The organism is Anaerobacillus sp. ABR4_321 (assembly GCF_056158505.1).
This window is the reverse complement of record NZ_JBSWTK010000001.1, coordinates 1074064-1092189: the sequence shown is the minus strand read 5'-3', so window position 1 is coordinate 1092189 and position 18126 is coordinate 1074064. Positions and strand designations below refer to the sequence as shown.

The 18126-nt window shown below is 36.3% G+C and carries 21 protein-coding genes; 6 read left to right on the top strand and 15 right to left on the bottom strand.

What is annotated here, in order from left to right; all coding sequences use genetic code 11:
- Positions 1-28: 28 nt before the first annotated feature.
- The 5 genes from ACXADT_RS05835 to ACXADT_RS05815 form a co-directional block, all read right to left on the bottom strand.
- Positions 29-556 carry an SMI1/KNR4 family protein gene (locus ACXADT_RS05835; RefSeq protein WP_474833626.1) on the bottom strand — a complete coding sequence of 176 codons (528 nt, stop codon included), beginning with the start codon at positions 554-556 and terminating at the stop codon, positions 29-31.
- Between the two features lie 59 nt (positions 557-615).
- Positions 616-1017 (bottom strand): hypothetical protein, encoded by a 402-nt coding sequence (locus ACXADT_RS05830; protein ID WP_474833624.1) that lies wholly within the window; start codon positions 1015-1017, stop codon positions 616-618.
- Positions 1007-1501 carry an SMI1/KNR4 family protein gene (locus tag ACXADT_RS05825; RefSeq protein WP_474833623.1) on the bottom strand — a complete coding sequence of 165 codons (495 nt, stop codon included), beginning with the start codon at positions 1499-1501 and terminating at the stop codon, positions 1007-1009. The genes ACXADT_RS05830 and ACXADT_RS05825 overlap by 11 nt, the downstream gene beginning before the upstream one ends.
- A gap of 187 nt (positions 1502-1688) precedes the next feature.
- Positions 1689-2150: an SMI1/KNR4 family protein gene (locus tag ACXADT_RS05820; RefSeq protein WP_474833622.1), complete on the bottom strand. Its 462-nt coding sequence runs from the start codon at positions 2148-2150 to the stop codon at positions 1689-1691.
- Between the two features lie 344 nt (positions 2151-2494).
- The gene (locus ACXADT_RS05815; RefSeq protein WP_474833620.1) at positions 2495-2941 is read right to left on the bottom strand and encodes a DUF6985 domain-containing protein; all 447 of its coding nucleotides are present in this window, start codon (positions 2939-2941) and stop codon (positions 2495-2497) included.
- A gap of 233 nt (positions 2942-3174) precedes the next feature.
- Between ACXADT_RS05815 and ACXADT_RS05810 the strand changes: the two genes are divergently transcribed.
- A complete protein-coding gene (locus tag ACXADT_RS05810; protein ID WP_474833619.1) occupies positions 3175-4269 on the top strand; it encodes a S8 family peptidase in 1095 nt (364 codons plus the stop codon).
- A gap of 133 nt (positions 4270-4402) precedes the next feature.
- On the opposite strand, the gene ACXADT_RS05805 is transcribed toward ACXADT_RS05810, so the two are convergent.
- From ACXADT_RS05805 to ACXADT_RS05765, 9 genes are all read right to left on the bottom strand, one after another.
- On the bottom strand, positions 4403-5380 hold the full coding sequence (locus ACXADT_RS05805; protein WP_474833617.1) for a tRNA dihydrouridine synthase: 978 nt from the start codon (positions 5378-5380) through the stop codon (positions 4403-4405).
- 245 nt (positions 5381-5625) lie between these two features.
- Positions 5626-5853: a hypothetical protein gene (locus ACXADT_RS05800; protein WP_474833616.1), complete on the bottom strand. Its 228-nt coding sequence runs from the start codon at positions 5851-5853 to the stop codon at positions 5626-5628.
- A 1089-nt stretch (positions 5854-6942) separates the two neighbouring features.
- A complete protein-coding gene (locus ACXADT_RS05795; RefSeq protein ID WP_474833614.1) occupies positions 6943-7335 on the bottom strand; it encodes a hypothetical protein in 393 nt (130 codons plus the stop codon).
- Positions 7336-7352: 17 nt separating this feature from the next.
- Positions 7353-8717, bottom strand: coding sequence for an FAD-dependent oxidoreductase (locus ACXADT_RS05790; protein WP_474833613.1), 1365 nt, complete (start codon positions 8715-8717; stop codon positions 7353-7355).
- Positions 8718-8733: 16 nt separating this feature from the next.
- On the bottom strand, positions 8734-9981 hold the full coding sequence (locus ACXADT_RS05785) for an MFS transporter (protein WP_474833611.1): 1248 nt from the start codon (positions 9979-9981) through the stop codon (positions 8734-8736).
- Between the two features lie 71 nt (positions 9982-10052).
- On the bottom strand, positions 10053-10586 hold the full coding sequence (locus ACXADT_RS05780) for a DUF6423 family protein (protein ID WP_474833610.1): 534 nt from the start codon (positions 10584-10586) through the stop codon (positions 10053-10055).
- Positions 10587-10623: 37 nt separating this feature from the next.
- A complete protein-coding gene (locus ACXADT_RS05775; protein WP_474833609.1) occupies positions 10624-10914 on the bottom strand; it encodes an IDEAL domain-containing protein in 291 nt (96 codons plus the stop codon).
- Between the two features lie 21 nt (positions 10915-10935).
- A complete protein-coding gene (locus tag ACXADT_RS05770) occupies positions 10936-11058 on the bottom strand; it encodes a hypothetical protein (RefSeq protein ID WP_474833607.1) in 123 nt (40 codons plus the stop codon).
- A 173-nt stretch (positions 11059-11231) separates the two neighbouring features.
- Positions 11232-12500, bottom strand: coding sequence for a tetratricopeptide repeat protein (locus ACXADT_RS05765; protein WP_474833605.1), 1269 nt, complete (start codon positions 12498-12500; stop codon positions 11232-11234).
- Between the two features lie 164 nt (positions 12501-12664).
- On the opposite strand from ACXADT_RS05765, the gene ACXADT_RS05760 reads away from it, so the two are divergent.
- The 5 genes from ACXADT_RS05760 to ACXADT_RS05740 all read left to right on the top strand — a co-directional run bounded on the left by ACXADT_RS05760 (position 12665) and on the right by ACXADT_RS05740 (position 17573).
- Entirely contained in the window at positions 12665-12796 is a 132-nt protein-coding gene (locus ACXADT_RS05760; RefSeq protein WP_474833604.1) for a hypothetical protein, read from the top strand.
- Between the two features lie 60 nt (positions 12797-12856).
- On the top strand, positions 12857-13726 hold the full coding sequence (locus ACXADT_RS05755; protein WP_474833603.1) for an aKG-HExxH-type peptide beta-hydroxylase: 870 nt from the start codon (positions 12857-12859) through the stop codon (positions 13724-13726).
- Between the two features lie 53 nt (positions 13727-13779).
- Entirely contained in the window at positions 13780-14634 is an 855-nt protein-coding gene (locus ACXADT_RS05750) for an aKG-HExxH-type peptide beta-hydroxylase (protein ID WP_474833601.1), read from the top strand.
- 12 nt (positions 14635-14646) lie between these two features.
- Positions 14647-15897, top strand: coding sequence for an MFS transporter (locus ACXADT_RS05745; RefSeq protein ID WP_474833600.1), 1251 nt, complete (start codon positions 14647-14649; stop codon positions 15895-15897).
- Between the two features lie 575 nt (positions 15898-16472).
- Positions 16473-17573 (top strand): S8 family peptidase, encoded by a 1101-nt coding sequence (locus tag ACXADT_RS05740; RefSeq protein WP_474833598.1) that lies wholly within the window; start codon positions 16473-16475, stop codon positions 17571-17573.
- Positions 17574-17757: 184 nt separating this feature from the next.
- Here the strand turns inward: ACXADT_RS05740 and ACXADT_RS05735 are convergent, their stop codons facing one another.
- Complete coding sequence (locus tag ACXADT_RS05735; protein WP_474833597.1) at positions 17758-18111, bottom strand: hypothetical protein; 354 nt, start codon at positions 18109-18111, stop codon at positions 17758-17760.
- Positions 18112-18126: the final 15 nt, after the last annotated feature.

The window sequence follows — 18126 nt, the reverse complement described above, 5'->3', positions numbered from 1 at the left end:
CGATCAATCCTTTCAGATCTGTCGAATATCAGAAGTCTAATTCTTTCTCATTCCCCTCATAGTCAACTAACATTGCTCCTTCCTCTAGACCATCCATTAACCATTCAATGAAACCAATCCAACTCCTAGGAATTTCACTCTTTTCAATATCCCATTGAACAATTTGCGCTTCATATTCATTATTCTTTGCTAAATCGATACAGATTACGTCACCATAATTGAGTTTGGCAATAGGAAGATATTGCTCTGACCAATTCACTACTTTATCACCCATGTTAAAATTTGGATTGAGATAAAAAACCCCTTTTACTCTTGGACTAACTTGAGGAATGTACACTTCAGCCAATACAGTTCCAGGAATAAAAATTTCTCCTCCATTACTAATTTGAAGAAAGTCTTTATAAACTCTGGGCAAATTAATTTGATGATTTCCTTCAAAGTGATGGATTTCTTTTAGAGATGCACCTTTATTTAAATGATGAATCCCCTCAGAATATTTGTTAATTTCATAATAAAAGGATTTTAAATCTTTATGATTAGTATGAAAATCAGACATTTATATGCCCCCTAAAAAATAGATTGCACGATTCTTCGTTTCCTATTTAATACCGCTTACTAGTATGCTGGATACCCTCGAGTGAGCACCCCAGTGTTTTCATCAATGACAAAATGCCAGTCATACCATCCATCTACTTTTCCTTCAGATGAAGAGCACACTACCAACATTTCATTGGTTGCACCTTCTGTTAAATAAGAATACATAAAGTGATCAGGGGCAGGCACTTCAAATAGAAATTCACCTTCAAGAGAATATCCTTTCAAGGTATCTGGAAAATCCTTTTCACCAGAAAGAGCAATGATTCTTTCCCACTCTATGTAAAAGTTTGCTAGGTCTAGTTTAGGTATTTCAATTTCCTTCTTTCTTCCATTTAGTTTATATTTAATCTTGTTAGTTTCTTTGTTTACGTTGAATCCTTTTACCGTTATTAAATTCAGTTCTTCTCTATTACTGGTCATCATACGCGTCTCCTAGTGAGTTGAAATTACTTCTCAACCAATACCAATACTGCCCCTTGTTTTCAATGAGCATCTCCAGTAATTCTGTAAAAGAAGTAGCTACAACGCTTGTCTCGCCTACAAGCCCGTGACGCTCAAAGTAACTATCATAACACCTTCCGAATCTCTTTTTATCAAGATCTATGGTTAGAAATTCATCCGCACCATCGTTACAAATGATATACCAGTTCGATGAAATATCTTCTTCACATAATTCACCTATAATAATTGGGTTTGCTAGTTTGAATTTTTCAGGTGGTACAATTTCTATGGTATAGTCTTCATTCTCAAACAAAACCGCTCCTCCACAAGTACTATAAAACTCTTTTACATCTTCAGGGAGTGTGTGCTTTGCCTCATCAATATCAGGAAGACCTACAGGTTCATAAACACGACATTGAGATAGCAGACTTATTTTAGTAACGTATTTGTTTACTTGAGTCATTTATTCTACTCCCTCAATTAAAGATTTTAGATTATAAGGACGGATCAGTTAATCAACATTTAATAAAACAGATAAAACCAGGTAAGCTATACAAACATAGTTAGCCCCCTGACTTATTAAGAAAACTACTATTTGTAGAACTTCTCTTAAAGAGTGAATCACATTAACCATTTTAAAAATACCTAAACTATTGTATTAAACTATAAAAATATTCTCCTTCTTCATCTATTTTCCTTAAGAACTCCTCCAACGAGTCAGCAATTTTAGTATCTACATAATAAACAGGGCTTTCCTTTTTGTTATTTAGTTCTATAGAAAAGTATAGACCTTCTATAGCTTCAAAGAATACTAACTTGGTAAAGTCCGAATAAATATCTAAATCCGGATCGGATTCATAAATATCTTCTCTATTTCTTATGTCTGCAACACTCTCAGGATCTAACAACCTATTGATAGCACTAGACCGCCGATTTAAGAAACCATAACCAATTTCTTTATAAAAAGCCTTTAGTTCATCTGGAAACTGTGTCTCCATTCTTTCCTCTGCACTTTTAATTGCAGTTCTTTCTAAGCTGAAAAATTTATGTTTTTCATTTGATTCATCATCCTCTAGAGAAACATACTTCGATAGAAAACGAAAACTTTTCATTCAGTTACTTACCTCCTTGGAAGTTATTTTGATGCAGGAAGTAAGAGTAGGTAAAGGTTTGCTAGATTTAAATTCGGAATATGAATTTCCTTCTTTCTGCCATCGAGTATATATTGAATTTTGTTATTTTCCTTGTCTATTTTCATTCCTAATCTTCATCGAAAGTGAATTTGTTTGATCTCTATTACTGGCCATCATACGCCTCTCCTAATGAATTAAAATCACTTTTTAACCAATACCAACACCTCAGAGACTCTACAGTATTTCTGTAAATACGTCGTATTTTATTATGATTAATAATTAATTTACTTTTGTTATCTATTACTATCTAGAACATCACCGAGTTATAACAATGTATCTTGATAACCAACTTCCGTAACTTTCTCATTTACAAATCTAACTCCTAGTCCATGTTCAATGTCCCATGAACAATCACAAATAAATCCTGCTTCCCTTTTATTATCATTAAATAATAACGGGAACATGATCTGTCTTGGAGTAACTAAATTACTTAACTCATCTTTTCTCGTAAGTTTCTCTCTATACTGAAGGCTTTCCGAATTGTAATAACTTAAAATAGCATTCTCAGCATCCCTTACCCTTTGGTCAATGGAACGGAAGAAGTTTTTATAAGTTTCAATCTGCAATTCTTCAAATTCACCGTCTTCTTCAGCATCAATGACAACTTCTATTTTTCTCCTAACCCCAAACATTTCTAGCTCTATTTCTTTTACAAAACCTGCTTTAAAAAAGATTTCTCCAAAAACCTCATGATTTAGTTTGTTTTTCATTACTATTCTTCCTTTTACAGTTATGTCTCTTAGTTTTATGCCGGGTTGTTGCTATCTCGTATCGGGTATCCATCCTTCTGAGGGACGCTGGGACAGGTACAGTGTCCCTCCCATCAATAGTCTATGTGGGACAAGGAACCTGTCCCTACGTCCCTCCCAGCCCGTCCAATCATCTATCAATCTACTGAATAAACTAGTAACACCTTATGAATATAGGAGGTGTTATCTATACAATGAACTATTTACCTGATCGTTTTATAATCGGGTTTTTACCTGGCGTTATACCAAGTACCGCCCTTCGTATCATTTCGCAAGTTGGTGGTCTTACTGTTATCGATACAATTCCAGTTCTGAATGTTTATGTTGTAAAAGTTGCTCCGTCTTTGTTAAATATTAAAATGACGATCATTTCTAACTTTTCGGGTGTTGATTATGTTGAGTATGAAGGCATTCTAAATGCTACACTTACACCTAATGATCCGCTCTTTTCTCAACAGTGGGGGCTTCTCAAAATAAATTCAGTACGAGCCTGGAATGTTACACGTGGTTCAACTCTAGTAAATATTGCAATATTGGATACCGGTGTTCAAACTAACCACCCTGACTTAGTGGACAAGATTATTTTAAGCCAAAACTTCTCAGCGTCTTCAACTGCAGAAGATTTGAATGGTCACGGTACACATGTAGCAGGAATTGCAGCAGCTACAACTAGAAATGACCTTGGTGTTGCTGGACTCGCCATCAATCCAAAGATTATGAACATCAAAGTATTAGATGACAGTGGAAGTGGTTCTTTTAGCGACGTGGCACAAGGAGTCATCTATGCAGCACAAAACGGTGCAAAGGTTATCAACTTAAGTCTTGGAGGACCTATGGCGAGCGCCACACTCCAAAATGCTCTTCAATACGCAAAAGATAATGGCGTGCTTAACGTCGCAGCGGCAGGAAACTTAAATTCAAATAACCTATTTTTCCCAGCTGCTTATGCCCAGTGCCTAAGTGTTGCAGCTTTAGATCAAAATGATAACAAGGCATCATTCTCAAACTACGGTGCTTCATGGGTGGATGTTGCTGCTCCAGGAGTCAATATCCTCTCCACACTTCCTACGTATGCAAACAGCCAAGGAGCAACTGATTACGGCTCATTATCTGGAACATCAATGGCAGCGCCATTCGTGGCTGGCCTCGCAGCACTCATGCTCTCTCTCAATTCTGATATAAATGCCGTTCAGAATGCAATTGAGACTACGACAGTACAACTAAATGGGACAGGTACTCTTTATCAGAGAGGTAGAATAAATACGTATGCGGCTCTGTTAAATATATAGATTTAACAAAAACGGAATCCTTTTAAGGTTCCGTTTTTTAGTTTGAACGACCACATCTGGTAACCACTAAAGAAGTACGAGACATTATAAAAAAAGAGAAAAGCACAAAGGGCTTTTCTCTCAAAAAGTATTACTATTCGTTCACTGGAACTTTCGCCATAAACTCATCGAGCATCTCACGCACTTCATCCGTCGTTTCTGTACTCATTAATTTATGCCTCAACTCACTCGCTCCGCGGAAGTCACGAACGTAAATTTTAAAGAAGCGGCGAAGTGGTTTGAAGAGACGTGGCTCCAACTCTTCGGAATACTTATCGTGAAGATCGAGCTGTAGACGTAGGAGGTCTAAAAGTTCTTCACTCGTATGCTCTTTCTTTTCTTTTTCGAAAGCAAATGGGTTGTGGAAGATTCCACGACCAATCATTACGCCATCTACGCCATATTTCTCAACAAGTTCAAGTCCCTTTTGACGGTCAGGGATATCACCATTGATCGTAAGAAGCGTATGAGGAGCAACTTCGTCACGAAGCTTCTTGATCTCTGGAATCAACTCCCAGTGCGCATCGACGTTACTCATTTCCTTTTTCGTACGAAGGTGGATGGATAGGTTGACGATATCCTGCTCAAGAAGGTGCTTAAGCCAATCGTGCCATTCGTCCACTTCCGTATAGCCAAGGCGCGTTTTCACACTTACAGGAAGGCCTCCTGCCTTCGCTGCCTGGATGATATCTGCCGCAACATCTGGGCGACGGATCAATCCGCATCCTTTCCCTTTTGCTGCAACGTTATGCACTGGGCAGCCCATATTGATATCTACCCCACGAAAGCCCATCTCTGCCATTCCAATACTCATCTCTCGGAAGTATTCGGGCTTATCTCCCCAAATGTGAGCAACGAGCGGCTGCTCATCTTCTGTGTACGTTAAACGTCCGCGAACGCTCTCTCTTCCATTTGGATGACAAAAGCTTTCTGTATTCGTAAACTCTGTAAAAAACACATCAGGTCTTGCTGCTTCACTTACGACATGACGGAAAACAACATCTGTGACGGCTTCCATCGGTGCCAAAATAAAAAACGGCTTCGGCAACTCATGCCAAAAATTTTGTTTCATATCTATCTGAACCCTTTCCTTAAGGAGAACGTAATCTCCAAATTAAAAAGTGACAAGTTAGTCTATCCATTACCATTTATGATGGATTTCAACCATTATATACTTTAAGACGATTTGACAAAAAGTGCAAGTGGTAATCGGGACAGAGGGACAGGTACATCGTCCCAGCAGGGATGGGAAGGGGGGACATGGGGACAAGTTCCTCGTCCCATTTAGGCTTATACTTCATTATCCGCTCGGATCATTTATCTCCGGAAGCGCCCCTTTAGTAACATGATGTTCTTCTTTTCCAATTTAGTGTCGCTGACCAGCTTCAGATGAAAGAGCAACTCGTGCTGACTCTCCAAGTTCTTGTGGCGAACGCGGGAAATATGATTTGGGTGTTGAATTACCCAACACACACCAGAAACCACAGCATAATAAAGCATCGGCCCAATTGTCATCAGAATAATTGTCCCTTCCTTTCCAACCATACCAACAACAGACGCAGCAGCAACAATTTTTTTTAAATTCTATACTGAATTGAGCAATGAATTAGCCTTCATTTTCTTATTTTGAAAAACAGTTGAGCTAACCATATGTATGGTTAGCTCAACTGGTATTTTACTGTTATAGTGGTTATTTGCTTAAGCGCTCCATGATTCTTTAAAGAGCAGAAATGATACCACTGCTAACACCGACTTTTCAATGGTAAATACACCTCTTGCACCCACCGCCTAAACTTCTCCTGTGCATCCTCATAATGAAATGCTTCAAAAAGCTACAGTTCCGAATCGTCATCCACTTCATACCCTATCGCAAGGAGCCTTTTCAGAACCTCCTCACTTTCTTCTACTACCATAAAATAGACTTCCCACCGATAATCATCATTTAGATAAGCCTGAGCAAACAGCTCTTGACCTGATTCTTTATTACGACAACAAATCTCATGTTGCTGCTGCTCATAAACAAGTTCAATCGGTGCAGAAATGAACTTATTATTCTAAAAGGCTCTTAACTCTTTCATTCATTCTTCTCCCCGCGTAATCTCAACTAGGGAGACAGGAACAGGTAGATCGCCCCGCTTAAAAACTTATTGAATACCTTACTAATAAAAGATGGGAGATTTAAACACCCCCAGGTACCAGTTTATTATGTAGGCTGTGATTGGTATGTTCATTTGCAGGCAGCCGAATAACAATCAGGGACCGCCATCTTGCATCACCGGATCGGCTTCACAGATTTATGAGAATATCATGCTCAAAAGTAAGGTGAAAGAATCAAACACATGATTTGTTCACCATAAAGTTATGACTTAATACAGTCGTTCCTTTATGTAGGCTCTGTGAAATTCACTGATTCATGTCGACAAGGAGATTAACAATAGCCATTTTAACCAGTTTGGGAGACATAGAACCTTCTCACCTTTGTCGCGCACCTGAATGGCCTAATGGATTACCTTCAGATATTCATATCAAATAAATGTATTAGTTCTTATTTCACCAATTACAATCTTCTCATTAAAATTATCCAATTCTTCTAATCCTGGGACCTCTTGATAATAATTCATCGAAACTCCTCCTCTATAAATTTCTTATCATCATGACCATAATAAGCAAAGATACTGTGATGTTTGTATATCCTCTTTTATTACACGCTTCTTTAATGGCAGAGAAATTAAAGCGAATTTCATTACGCGTACTACCTGATGATCGCTTATATGAAGGTAAAAGAACTCTCACTTCTTTTAGTTTTTCTTTCCCAGTAGTAATTAATAACTGATTAATCATCTCTTGCTCTTCTGTCTTACCATGTGACATCGTTTCAGAAAGTGACATTAATTTACTAATATTATTTGTATATACAGCTAAACCTAAGGACTTATATAGGAACTTACTTTCAAAAGCCATAAGTGTAACACAAACTTCTTCAATATCTTCTAGATTGTAATGAGAATGCTCTTTTTCTATAATCATGTCATTTCCTCCTACACCTATCCTGTAATAGCACCTGAAGTGCTCCATTTAGCCAGGGATCGAATCTTATTAATATTTGAAGTCCATTTGTTTTCTTTCTTAAGAATAGATTGAAATATACGTTCGTTAGCAAGTCGCATGCCATCTATATTTTTGGCAGCTGGTCCTAAGCTTAGTGCACTATGTGCGCTTGCAATAAATAGATTTTCTGCATCTTTGACTTCCAAGCTTTCATCGTTTAAAACTGGGAAACTCCCATACCGAACGATGCTAGGTGATATTAATGGAAGCTTACTAGGCTTTATTCCATTTGCCATAACAATCATATCGGCAGTTATTTCTGTTCCGCTACGCAAACGAAGTTTTCTGCTAGACACCTGTTCTATTATTTCGTCAAACTCGTGAATTTCTAGGAATCCTTGCTTGCAGAATTTCCTAAATAAATAAAAGTGCTCCGGCATTGCACTTCCGTGGTAAATGTCCGACAACTTCTCATTTCGTTTGTGAAGTGGTAGCTTTCCAAATTGGGATAGTCCCTCATAACGCCAGAATTCATTAGGAATATCTGCGCAGCGATAGTATTGTTCATTTCTGAGGATCCAATTAACTTTCTTTCCACTCTTTATCGCATTCAAAATTACATGAGCAGCTGTGTTTCCTGAACCTACTACACACACAGAGTTAATCGAATCTTTACAGTACGAAAGATGATTCGAATGTAGAGCGCTGACAGTCGGTATTTCTATGTTTTCTGGTAGATCAATAGTGTTAATGTCATTCCCAAGAGCCAAAATAACGTATTTCGCTTTAACGGTTCCATCGTTATCGGTTTTTATTTTCCAAAACTCATCACTTTTTTTAAGTTCAATAATATTCATCTGGAAAGCTAAGCTGTTTAAGTTATGCGTATAAATAACCTCTTTAGTATGGTTTAGAAACATATCCAGTGGAGGCAACCCTCTCTCACCCAACCGATCTAGCTTTAATTGCTTTTTTTCATCAGGGGTCAAATCGTTATGGTTTAGCCTAGCAAAATTGCTTAGTGAAATATCTTCCATTGGAGCTAAATGGTGTTTATAAGGACTCCTCATGATTTTCTGATTGATATTTTTTGTTCTAGACACAAAATTTTGAGCAAAAACGCTATTTGCGTCATAAATTGCCATATCTTCTTTTCTATAACCAAGATGCCATGCTCTAGAAGCTAGAGCGATTCCAGCCAAACCAGCTCCTATAATTGCGATTTCTACCTCTTTAGGACTCTCACTAGATGGCCTTAATGAGGGCATTTTAATATCCATGTTCCGACTTGGAGTATGAGTGATCAAACTTAGGTTTGTATTTAAACCTAAAACTGAATCACAATCATCAATAAGCTTCATTAGTCTATTCCTCCCGTTAGATCGTTTTTTCAAAAGGTTCTAATTCTGAAATAGGTAGGTTAACTGTTTTATAAAGAATCGTAATAATCACCGTGATTATCATAAGCACGAATCCAATTAGCAACGCAATTGAACTACTCGAGAACTCTGCAACAACACCTGCAATAAAACTTCCCAAGAGTGCTGCTGAACCAGAAATCACATATCGTGAGCTACTTACTCTAGAAAGGTAATGATCCTCGGTCACAGCTTGCGTCGTACTTCCATGCACAACAAAAGCAACAGATAATGCTCCGTCAAATAATAAAACACCAAAGAAAGCAACCCAAAAAGAAGTAGTAAGAGAAAAAATTAATACACCACTAGCAGAAAGCAATATTGTAAAGGATAATAACGTAATCCATGGTAGTCGATTAAATTTGGGAAGTAGTAGCACACCTAGGATATTTCCAACTCCAGCTGCTGTAATTAATAATCCTGTTTCTGTTACATTTAAACCCAGTGTTTCTTTTCCATGAATAATAACGAGTAGCATAATAAAAACCGTTGAGAAATTTAGGGTGAAATGATTAATAGTCAAGATTCTTTGAATCCTGTTACCAAATATATATGCAAACCCTTTTTTCGCTTCAAGGAGAAAAGGAGACTTTTTTTCTTTATTTATGATATCTTGCTCTTTAATGCGACCAAATAATTCGCTTTCTTTAATAGTAAGAATTGTGATCATCGAGATAAAAATAACGACTACATCTACAGAGAGAGCAATGCCTGCTCCAAAATGGGTAAATAGTAGTCCTGCTAAAACTGGACCGATTAATGTACCAACTGCGTCGGCACCTTCAATATAGTTATGAGCTCCAAGTATGTTTTTTCTTCCTGCTACAGAAGGAATCATAGCGTTAAATGAGATACTATAAGTCAATCCTGTGAATCCTGTAATTAGTAATACAAATGCAATTAAAGGAAGAGTTAAACTGCCCATAAATGCCGCTATAACTAAGATAAGCATAGTGCTTCCTCGTATGCATTCGGATATAGCTGCAATGTTTTTTTTATTTTTTCTTTCAATATATGTTCCTGCTGGAATAGAAAATATTAATGGTGATATCTGTGAGCAGATAGTAATGATACTAGTTTTTAATGGAGAGCTTGTTTGTTGTAGAACGATCCAAGGAATCACAAGTGCGCTAAAACGATTCCCAATTAATAACCACAACTTACCGATCCATAAAATGAAAAAATTCCGATTTTGAAGAAGAGTCATCCTTACTACAACTCCTTTATAAAAAAGGCTGCTATAGACTCCTCTATAACAGCCCTTTCAATTAAATGGATTTAGTTATTTTGTAATGTCTTAATTTCATCAGGTGCATTAATTTTACTTACAGGTACTTCCACTTCCACCTTTGGAAACTCCTTACCAAAAGAAGCATCTTCTAACATTTGATTGATTGCACCTTCATGACGTGGACATGCACGATTATGAGATAATACTACTTTATTGCTAATAACATTTAGTTTTGTATATTTAAGGATTGCGTCTCCTGGACGAATCTCAGCGTCCCCATAAAATACAACTGAGTTCTGTTCAGGGAAGTATTTACTATTTGCGAAGTGACGAGACATCAGTAAATCAGGTTTATCTCCATCAAGTGCTACTGTAGCACCTTCTCCAATATTGATCTGCCATCCAGTCCAAGGCTCATCTGTAATATTTACTTCTGCTTTAATAATTGTCCATTCGCCTTGGCTTGGTACTGGTATGCTTAGTACAATACTATGATCGTTTCTATCAATGCTCCCAGTTAAAAGAATAATTCTGTTCTCTTCATCAATTGCTGCTCCCATGTGAATATCGTGTGCTCTCATAATAAAAGTCCTCCTAAAAAATTTTTATATTCAAAGGCTAAGGCCTTTGGTAACTAGAATAATGTTTACTTAACTCTTTAAACCACGTCTTATCTTTTAATTGAAGGGCTAAATCTATTAAACAATTTAGATCTTCCTCTAAAAGCTCTGTGCTCAACTTAATAGCCTCTTCTTCTTTAATGGTCAAACATTTGTTAACCAAGTACTCTGGTTTGCTAAGACGTATAGAGAGTTTGTTTCCATCCGGATCGTTATAAACATTGATTACAAACCCTCTGAAATTTTCTCTATTCTTCAACTCCACCCAGTCTCCGGTAGATACTTTCACTATGTGACACTCCTTGGCCATTTAGATTTTCTGACCTGGTACTGGATCAGGGTAATCATCTTCTGCTGCATTTTGATCCCCAACAGGAACATTAGCTGCAAATAAACTGAGTACCAATAATAGTAATGAGATTTTTTTCTTCATATGAATTCCCCCAGAATAAAGAATATTGCCAAAATTAATAATGTTTTCTGGCTTAATTCCAATGTAGCACAGGACATTTCACTTGTGTATTGAGAAAGCAATCGCATCAATCGTAGTCTTACAATCGATTAGTTAGTACAACTTGCTTGCATAAAAAAAAGCCTTTCGGCTTTTTAAGAAAGTGTGTTTAAACTCTTAAAATTAGTTATTAGCTGTTTATAGAGCTTGTTAGCTTTCTTATAATGGAAATTCTCTTCATAATACTGTGCTAACATTTCTGTATATCTTACTACTTCTTCAAATGCATTTATTTCTTGAAAGTAAGGTATTACTTCATCACTCAAGTAACATTCCAAATCTTCAATACGTTCACCTAATAAGTGAGCTAATATAGTGAGGTGATATATATGGCTTTGTTTGTTATTCTCTTTTGCAAAGGTAAGGCCCAATTGGCACCATTTTATTCCTTGCTTTTTATTATTAAGATTCAAATACTCTTTAGCTATCGCATGATATGTTTGACACTTGCTTAAATCATTTTCATTCTTATTATTTAGGCTTTTTTTGTAATGTGTAATCGCTTCTTTGGATTTCCCTTCTAATGTGAATAAAAACCCCATATTGTGAAAAATTTTACCTAACAGAGCGTTATCACCGATAGATTGTGCTATTTTAAGAGCATTTTGGAGGTATTCATTGGCACCTTGGTGATTTCCTATACGCCTGAAATTAATTGATAATAAGATGTTGCAGTTAATACTACTATGAAAGTTATAAATCTTATTGTAAAAGTTCAGGGACTCTTTAACATAAAATATACTTTCGGATACCTTGAGCATCCTGCTTAAGGATAATGCAATATTATAATAGAGGTCATACTTTTCTCTATCTTCAAGTAATATCTCCTCAAGTATTTTCTCAGCCCTTCGAAACGAATCAAGAGACAACTCAAATTCATTAGTTAAATAATGATACTGCCCAGAGAACTTTTCAAAATAATAATTCATATTTAAATCAAACATATCTGAAAGTTGTTTTGATAAGTCGATAAACATCTTAGCTTGACTAAAATCTCTCAATAAAAGATAGTATCGAATGCTAAACAACTTAAAATAAATTGAGACTTGGGGATCTACTAAATGATTTCCTATTATTTCTTGTAATTGGTTATAACGTTTTTCGGCTTCATCCAAATTTTTGTCCTGCATGGAATGATAGAATTTCCATACATCTTCAATAACCTCGTTATTATTTAAGTATTTGGAATTAACATTAAGTTTTTCCATTAATAAATCCAAAACTTCCTCACTTGGAACAACCTTTAAATTCTCCATCTTACTTAAATATGGAACAGAACAAATCCCATGAGCTAGTTCTTCTTGTGATATATCCTTCTCCTTACGCAAGCTTTTTAGAATCTTTAACTTTTCTTCTATATTCAATTTACATCTCCCCTATGAAAGCAACTTATTACGTTAAATCTATTATCACCCTTCGTTTCTCCATCGTTGTTTCCCAATACAAATAAATCCAGTTGAGTGATATATTTCAATTAGCCCCTCATCGAGGCCTCAACAAGGGCAATGAAAATACAGGAGGAATTCTAATGGAAAACAAAAAAAATCAAACGATCGAAGAAAACATCAAGAAGTTTGCTGACAACCATTTCAAACCCGCACAAACAAATGCTTCTGTGGTAGTTCAGCGTATGCAACTGCATGAATCTGACAGTGAATAAAATTTCAAAGCGTGCAAAGAAACCCTTTGCACGCTTTATCTAAATAAAGGAGGAAAACCTATGGTTGCAGTTCTAGATAAAAAGAAAAGCATCAATCTCCCTTACTTAAATAAAGAAAATATACTTAATAATATGAAATCTATTATTAATTTTACCAAACCGGATAATGATTACAACTCACTTCTATTAAAGGAGAGTTTTTTTGAATCTCTACATACGCTACAGTATGCAAAAATACCTTTTAAAGAAGATAAGATATTAGTAGAGTATCGAAATGAGGAATTATGTAAACATCTTGTAAGCATGGGGATGCTGCTACCTGAAGAGGTTGAAGACGATAAACATCTCTTTTCATTAAAAGAACAGCAGGAAATCAGCAATAATATTGACAAAGCAATAGGATTATTAAAGGTTCTTCATCCAGAACTTAAAAACCTTATCGAAACCCTGATTGGTACAATCATTTGCTTCAAGGTTAAAGGGTTCGGTGGTGGCTCAGCCTCTGGAGCGTTAGGACTAATTTGGTTAAGCCCCAAGAAAAAATGGACGGTAATTGATTATGCGGATGCAATTTATCACGAATTCATTCATAACAGCATTTTTCTTGATGACATGATTAACGGAATTTTGCCTTCACAAGACGTATGTGAGCAAGAAGATGCATTGACCACTTCTGCTATCCTGAAGAAGAAACGCCCACTGGATAGAGCTTATCATTCAGCAGGTGTAGCTATCGGTTTAATGCACTACTACCACCTCTTAAACGATCACAAAAAAGCTATGTCTTTTTTAGAATCATTAAAGATTACAATAAATGACTTAAAGACGAAGGAGGAATTTATTAAACCCCATGGGCTTCAGACTTTAAGGGAGATGGAAACCTTTTTAGACTCACTTAATTATGAAGATATTACAAAATCTTTGAATTAAAGCACTCTATTCCTTACAGAGTGCTTTTTTTGAAATAGAAAGGAGAAAAAGAAATGGTTACTGCTGATAAACTCGCTATCCATTTTTTAAATACTGAAAAAGTAATAACGAACATGGAAGCTTTGGTAAATTATAAAAAATTTAATAATAAAGAATCATTAAAAGAAAATTATTTTGAGGTGCTAAACAACTTACAAAATATTGATATTCCATATCAAGAAAAAAGCCTCTCAATTAAATATGAAGATCAAGAGCTTTATCATCACTTTCTCAAAAAGAAATTCTTAGAAGATAGCGATTTAGAAAATAATAAACATATGTTTTCTTCATCTGAACAGAGAACGATAACATCTAAGATAAATCAAGCTTTAATGATTCTTTTAGAGATCAATCCAGGTCTACATTTTGCAATTCACCAGCTTCTAGGGACCATCATTTGCTTTAAGAAGTACGGACAAGGTGGAGGATCTACATCTTGTGCACTTGGTTTAATCTGGTTAAACCCTCAAAAAAGCTGGACAGCAGTCGATTATGCAGAAAACATCTATCATGAATTTATTCATAATAGTATTTTCGTTGATGATATGGTAAATAAAATTTTTGTTAATTTAGAGCAATGCCGTACAGTAGAAGCGTTAGTCACTTCAGCCATTCTAAAAGTAAAAAGACCTTACGACTTAGCTTATCATGCTGCAGGTGTAGCAATAGGACTCGTGCATTTTTACCTAAAGCTTAACGATACCCAAAAAGCTTTATCTTATGTTAAACCCTTAAAAGAATCTTTGTATGAACTGAAGAAGAAAGAATATTGTTTAACACAGCATGGTAAAGAAAGTTTAAACGGAATGATTTCCTTTGTTGACACATTAGACTGGGAATTGATTGATAATCACTTGGTCCTTAAGTAGAAGGTGATACTATTGAAAAATTATAATAAATCTTTTCACTATTTATGGATAGGCCAAGCATTAGCAAACGCTGGCGATGTATTTTATATCGTTGCACTGATGGACATTATTTATCGTGCTACTCAGTCGGCAACCTTCATGGCGTTAGTTCCCTTTACAATTACCTTCTCTCAATTCATTAGTGGTTTGTTAGCTCCACTTATGTTTGATAAATTCACATTAAAAAGAATTCTAGCCATTTCCCAATTTGCAAAAACAATAATACTAGGTATCGTTGGGTTGTTAATCTATTTATCGTTTGATGCTAGTTTTCTATTTATTATCTATATTGCAATCTCTTGTATTGCATTTTTAGATGGATGGGCTTTACCTTCTAGAAACTCTATGATTCCGAGATTAGTGCAAGAAAACCAGTTAACAAAAGCTAATGGTTTCCTATCTATAGTCGACCAAACTATCCGATTATCCGGTTGGGCTGTAGGCGGTATTTTCGTTGCGTTTCTAGGAGGAAATCTTTTGTTAAGCTTTGTGATTCTCCTGTTTGTTATATCAACCTTATTTATGCTTCTTATAAACGATCATCATAAGGAGACACCAAGCAAAAGTGATAAGAACAAAATGGACTCTCTAAAAGAAGGATGGTCGACAATATTAAATACGCCGAAATTAAAAACCATCAGTGTAATGAATGTTGCAGAAGGCGTAGCTAGTGGTGTTTGGATTGCAGCAATACTTTACATTTATATTGAACAAGCTTTACAAGTAGGTGAGCAATGGTGGGGGTTTATTAATTCAACTTTTTTCTTAGGACTAATGTTCGGTGGTATTGTAACTTTTAGATTTTCAAAAACAATAGACAATCATATAGGCAATACTATAATTATTGGTAGCTTCTTAAGCTTTTCAATTACGTTTGTTTTTGGAGTCATTTCACTCCCCTGGCTAGCTTTACTATTATCCCTATTATTTGGGGTCTTTAGCCAGATGAAAGACGTAGCACAAAACACGTTATTTCAAAAAAGTTGCACATTACAAACCCTTCCAAAAGTCTATTCTGCTCAGGGAGTAATTTTTTCACTAACTTTTGGCCTATCTACCCTATTACTAGGTAGCTTAACTGATCTATTTGGCGTTCGATTTACTTTCTTGTTCTCCTCATTATTATTACTAGTTTCTACTCTATATGCAATTTACAAAAGAGAAGAAATCAAAAATGCGAAGGGTGTTTACCATGTACATAAGCTAAGTAATTCCATTGATTAGCTACTTATATTTAACAGAACGGAATTGTCATTCTCATGATGATTCCGTTCTATTAATTAACGGGAGGGTTCTACGGATTCATCGCTTATAAATAGCAATAAATGATTTGAGATAACCAGTAAATTAGTCACCGATAACAACAAATTGGAACCTGGTTCTTGACAACTTCTAATTCCATTTTTATGAAGAAAAAGCTTCCCCTTCCTTAAGTAGGATGTGAATGTGTTTACTCATTTGCACCGGAAACATGACTCTTGTTAGATTTGATTTGTATTTCAAAACAGAAATAATTGAGCGGAAGATCCTAAGTAACTACACGGACATGGGGATTCATTGCAGCTATAAGTAATTCTAATACGCTGAGCAAGTTTATTGTATTCTAACGGGACTGAGGGACAGGTAAAATGTCCCTCAGTCCACAGATTTACTCCATAGTAGACGATGTTTAAGTGGGACGAGGAACCTGTCCCCATGTCCCCTTCCCCATTTTTAGCTATTTTGTACCTTCCCCCAATCATCAAGTAATTCTATGAATAAACTAGTAATGCCTTACAATGATAGGAGGTGTTACTTCAGTGAACTACTTTCCAGATAGATTTATAGTTCGATTTATCCCTGGTGTTTCAAGGCGACGTGCTTTAGAGATTATTCAACAAGTGGGTGGACTTACTCTTTTAGATGAGATACCAGTACTGAACGTCTATACGGTAGGAGTTGATCCACTTCTCTTAAATATCAAGATGACGATTCTCTCTAACTTTTCTGGAGTTGATTATACCGAGTATGATGGCATCTTAGCGACTCAGTTGACACCGAATGATCCGCTCTTACCTAACCAGTGGGGGCTTCTTAAAATAAATTCGACTAGAGGATGGAACGTCACACGTGGATCAACATTTGTGAAAATCGCAATTTTAGATACTGGTGTTCAAACAAATCATCCTGATTTAGTGGACAAGATCGTGTTAAATAAAAACTTCTCAAATTCTTCAACGTATGAAGACTTACAAGGTCACGGAACGCACGTAGCAGGAATCGCAGCTGCTACCACGAAAAATGACATTGGTGTCGCGGGACTGGCCATTAATCCAAGAATCATGAATGTGAAGGTGTTAGACGATACCGGAAGCGGAGCGTACAGCGATGTTGCTCAAGGAGTTGTTTATGCCACAGATAATGGAGCAAAAGTAATCAATATGAGCCTTGGCGGTACTTTTTTTAGTACAACGCTTCAAGATGCAATACAATATGCGAAAGACAACGGAGTGTTGGTCGTGGCTGCTGCCGGAAATTATAATTCAGACGACCTTTTCTACCCAGCCGCATATCCTCATTGCCTTAGCGTTGCAGCTTTAAACCGAAACGACACGAAAGCATCGTTCTCAAATTACGGCTCTTCCTGGGTCGATGTTGCCGCCCCTGGCGTCGACATCCTATCTACTCTTCCAACCTACGAGAATCAAACCGGTCAAACCAACTACGGTACGTTATCAGGTACATCGATGGCTTCACCATTTGTAGCTGGTTTAGCAGCCCTGATGCTTTCTCTTGACCCGAGCGTGAACAACGTTCAAAATGCGATTGAGACAACAACTGTTCCATTGAATGGGACAGGTTCTCTATATGAAAGAGGGCGTATTAATACGTATACTGCATTATTGAAAATTAAAGGATAGATAATAGATTCTGAAGGACGATGTTTAATCTAAAAAAGTGAGGCGAATCGATACGCTTCACTTTTTAGATTATAAGAAAGTTTTCTCATTAACTTGTTAAAATTATTCCAACCCAAGCACCTAGCTTTTTGGGGAGAGGCTTTTTAAGTTTGAAGGGGTCACGAGAACAATATCCATGATGCTTTTAGTTCCTCTTTTTCCAAAACACTGAATCAGCTTCAATTGTTAGTACATAAACATCATCACTCACATCTACTAGTACTAATCGTAGGATATTTTCCTCAACAACACTTATATGATTTATCTCAGCCCCAACCACCTTCTCGGTGGATTGAGTTTCGTCCAAATGGAATCGATTAACGTTGTTGAATACCACTTCTATAATACCTGTTTCTGGGTCTCCTTTACTGAAGAACGCTTGTTTCCAAAAGCAAAAATCAATAAACAATTTCACAGATTTGTCCGAAGAATGTAACTGGATGTTTTCTATCGTACTATCATGAAGATTAATCGTCGAAATAAATTCTTCGAGAGTCAATGTTTCTATTCTCCT

What these genes read in the sequence shown, in the direction of transcription:
- ACXADT_RS05780 (WP_474833610.1), bottom strand. Translation starts at nt 10,586, where the DNA reads ATGAGAGCACACGATATTCACATGGGAGCAGCAATTGATGAAGAGAAC.
- ACXADT_RS05790 (WP_474833613.1), bottom strand. Translation starts at nt 8,717, where the DNA reads ATGAAGCTTATTGATGATTGTGATTCAGTTTTAGGTTTAAATACAAAC.
- ACXADT_RS05805 (WP_474833617.1), bottom strand. Translation starts at nt 5,380, where the DNA reads ATGAAACAAAATTTTTGGCATGAGTTGCCGAAGCCGTTTTTTATTTTG.
- ACXADT_RS05835 (WP_474833626.1), bottom strand. Translation starts at nt 556, where the DNA reads ATGTCTGATTTTCATACTAATCATAAAGATTTAAAATCCTTTTATTAT.
- ACXADT_RS05760 (WP_474833604.1), top strand. Translation starts at nt 12,665, where the DNA reads ATGGAAAACAAAAAAAATCAAACGATCGAAGAAAACATCAAGAAGTTT.
- ACXADT_RS05815 (WP_474833620.1), bottom strand. Translation starts at nt 2,941, where the DNA reads ATGAAAAACAAACTAAATCATGAGGTTTTTGGAGAAATCTTTTTTAAA.
- ACXADT_RS05810 (WP_474833619.1), top strand. Translation starts at nt 3,175, where the DNA reads ATGAACTATTTACCTGATCGTTTTATAATCGGGTTTTTACCTGGCGTT.
- ACXADT_RS05820 (WP_474833622.1), bottom strand. Translation starts at nt 2,150, where the DNA reads ATGAAAAGTTTTCGTTTTCTATCGAAGTATGTTTCTCTAGAGGATGAT.
- ACXADT_RS05795 (WP_474833614.1), bottom strand. Translation starts at nt 7,335, where the DNA reads ATGATTATAGAAAAAGAGCATTCTCATTACAATCTAGAAGATATTGAA.
- ACXADT_RS05755 (WP_474833603.1), top strand. Translation starts at nt 12,857, where the DNA reads ATGGTTGCAGTTCTAGATAAAAAGAAAAGCATCAATCTCCCTTACTTA.
- ACXADT_RS05785 (WP_474833611.1), bottom strand. Translation starts at nt 9,981, where the DNA reads ATGACTCTTCTTCAAAATCGGAATTTTTTCATTTTATGGATCGGTAAG.
- ACXADT_RS05825 (WP_474833623.1), bottom strand. Translation starts at nt 1,501, where the DNA reads ATGACTCAAGTAAACAAATACGTTACTAAAATAAGTCTGCTATCTCAA.
- ACXADT_RS05750 (WP_474833601.1), top strand. Translation starts at nt 13,780, where the DNA reads ATGGTTACTGCTGATAAACTCGCTATCCATTTTTTAAATACTGAAAAA.
- ACXADT_RS05770 (WP_474833607.1), bottom strand. Translation starts at nt 11,058, where the DNA reads ATGAAGAAAAAAATCTCATTACTATTATTGGTACTCAGTTTATTTGCA.
- ACXADT_RS05830 (WP_474833624.1), bottom strand. Translation starts at nt 1,017, where the DNA reads ATGACCAGTAATAGAGAAGAACTGAATTTAATAACGGTAAAAGGATTC.
- ACXADT_RS05800 (WP_474833616.1), bottom strand. Translation starts at nt 5,853, where the DNA reads ATGGTTGGAAAGGAAGGGACAATTATTCTGATGACAATTGGGCCGATG.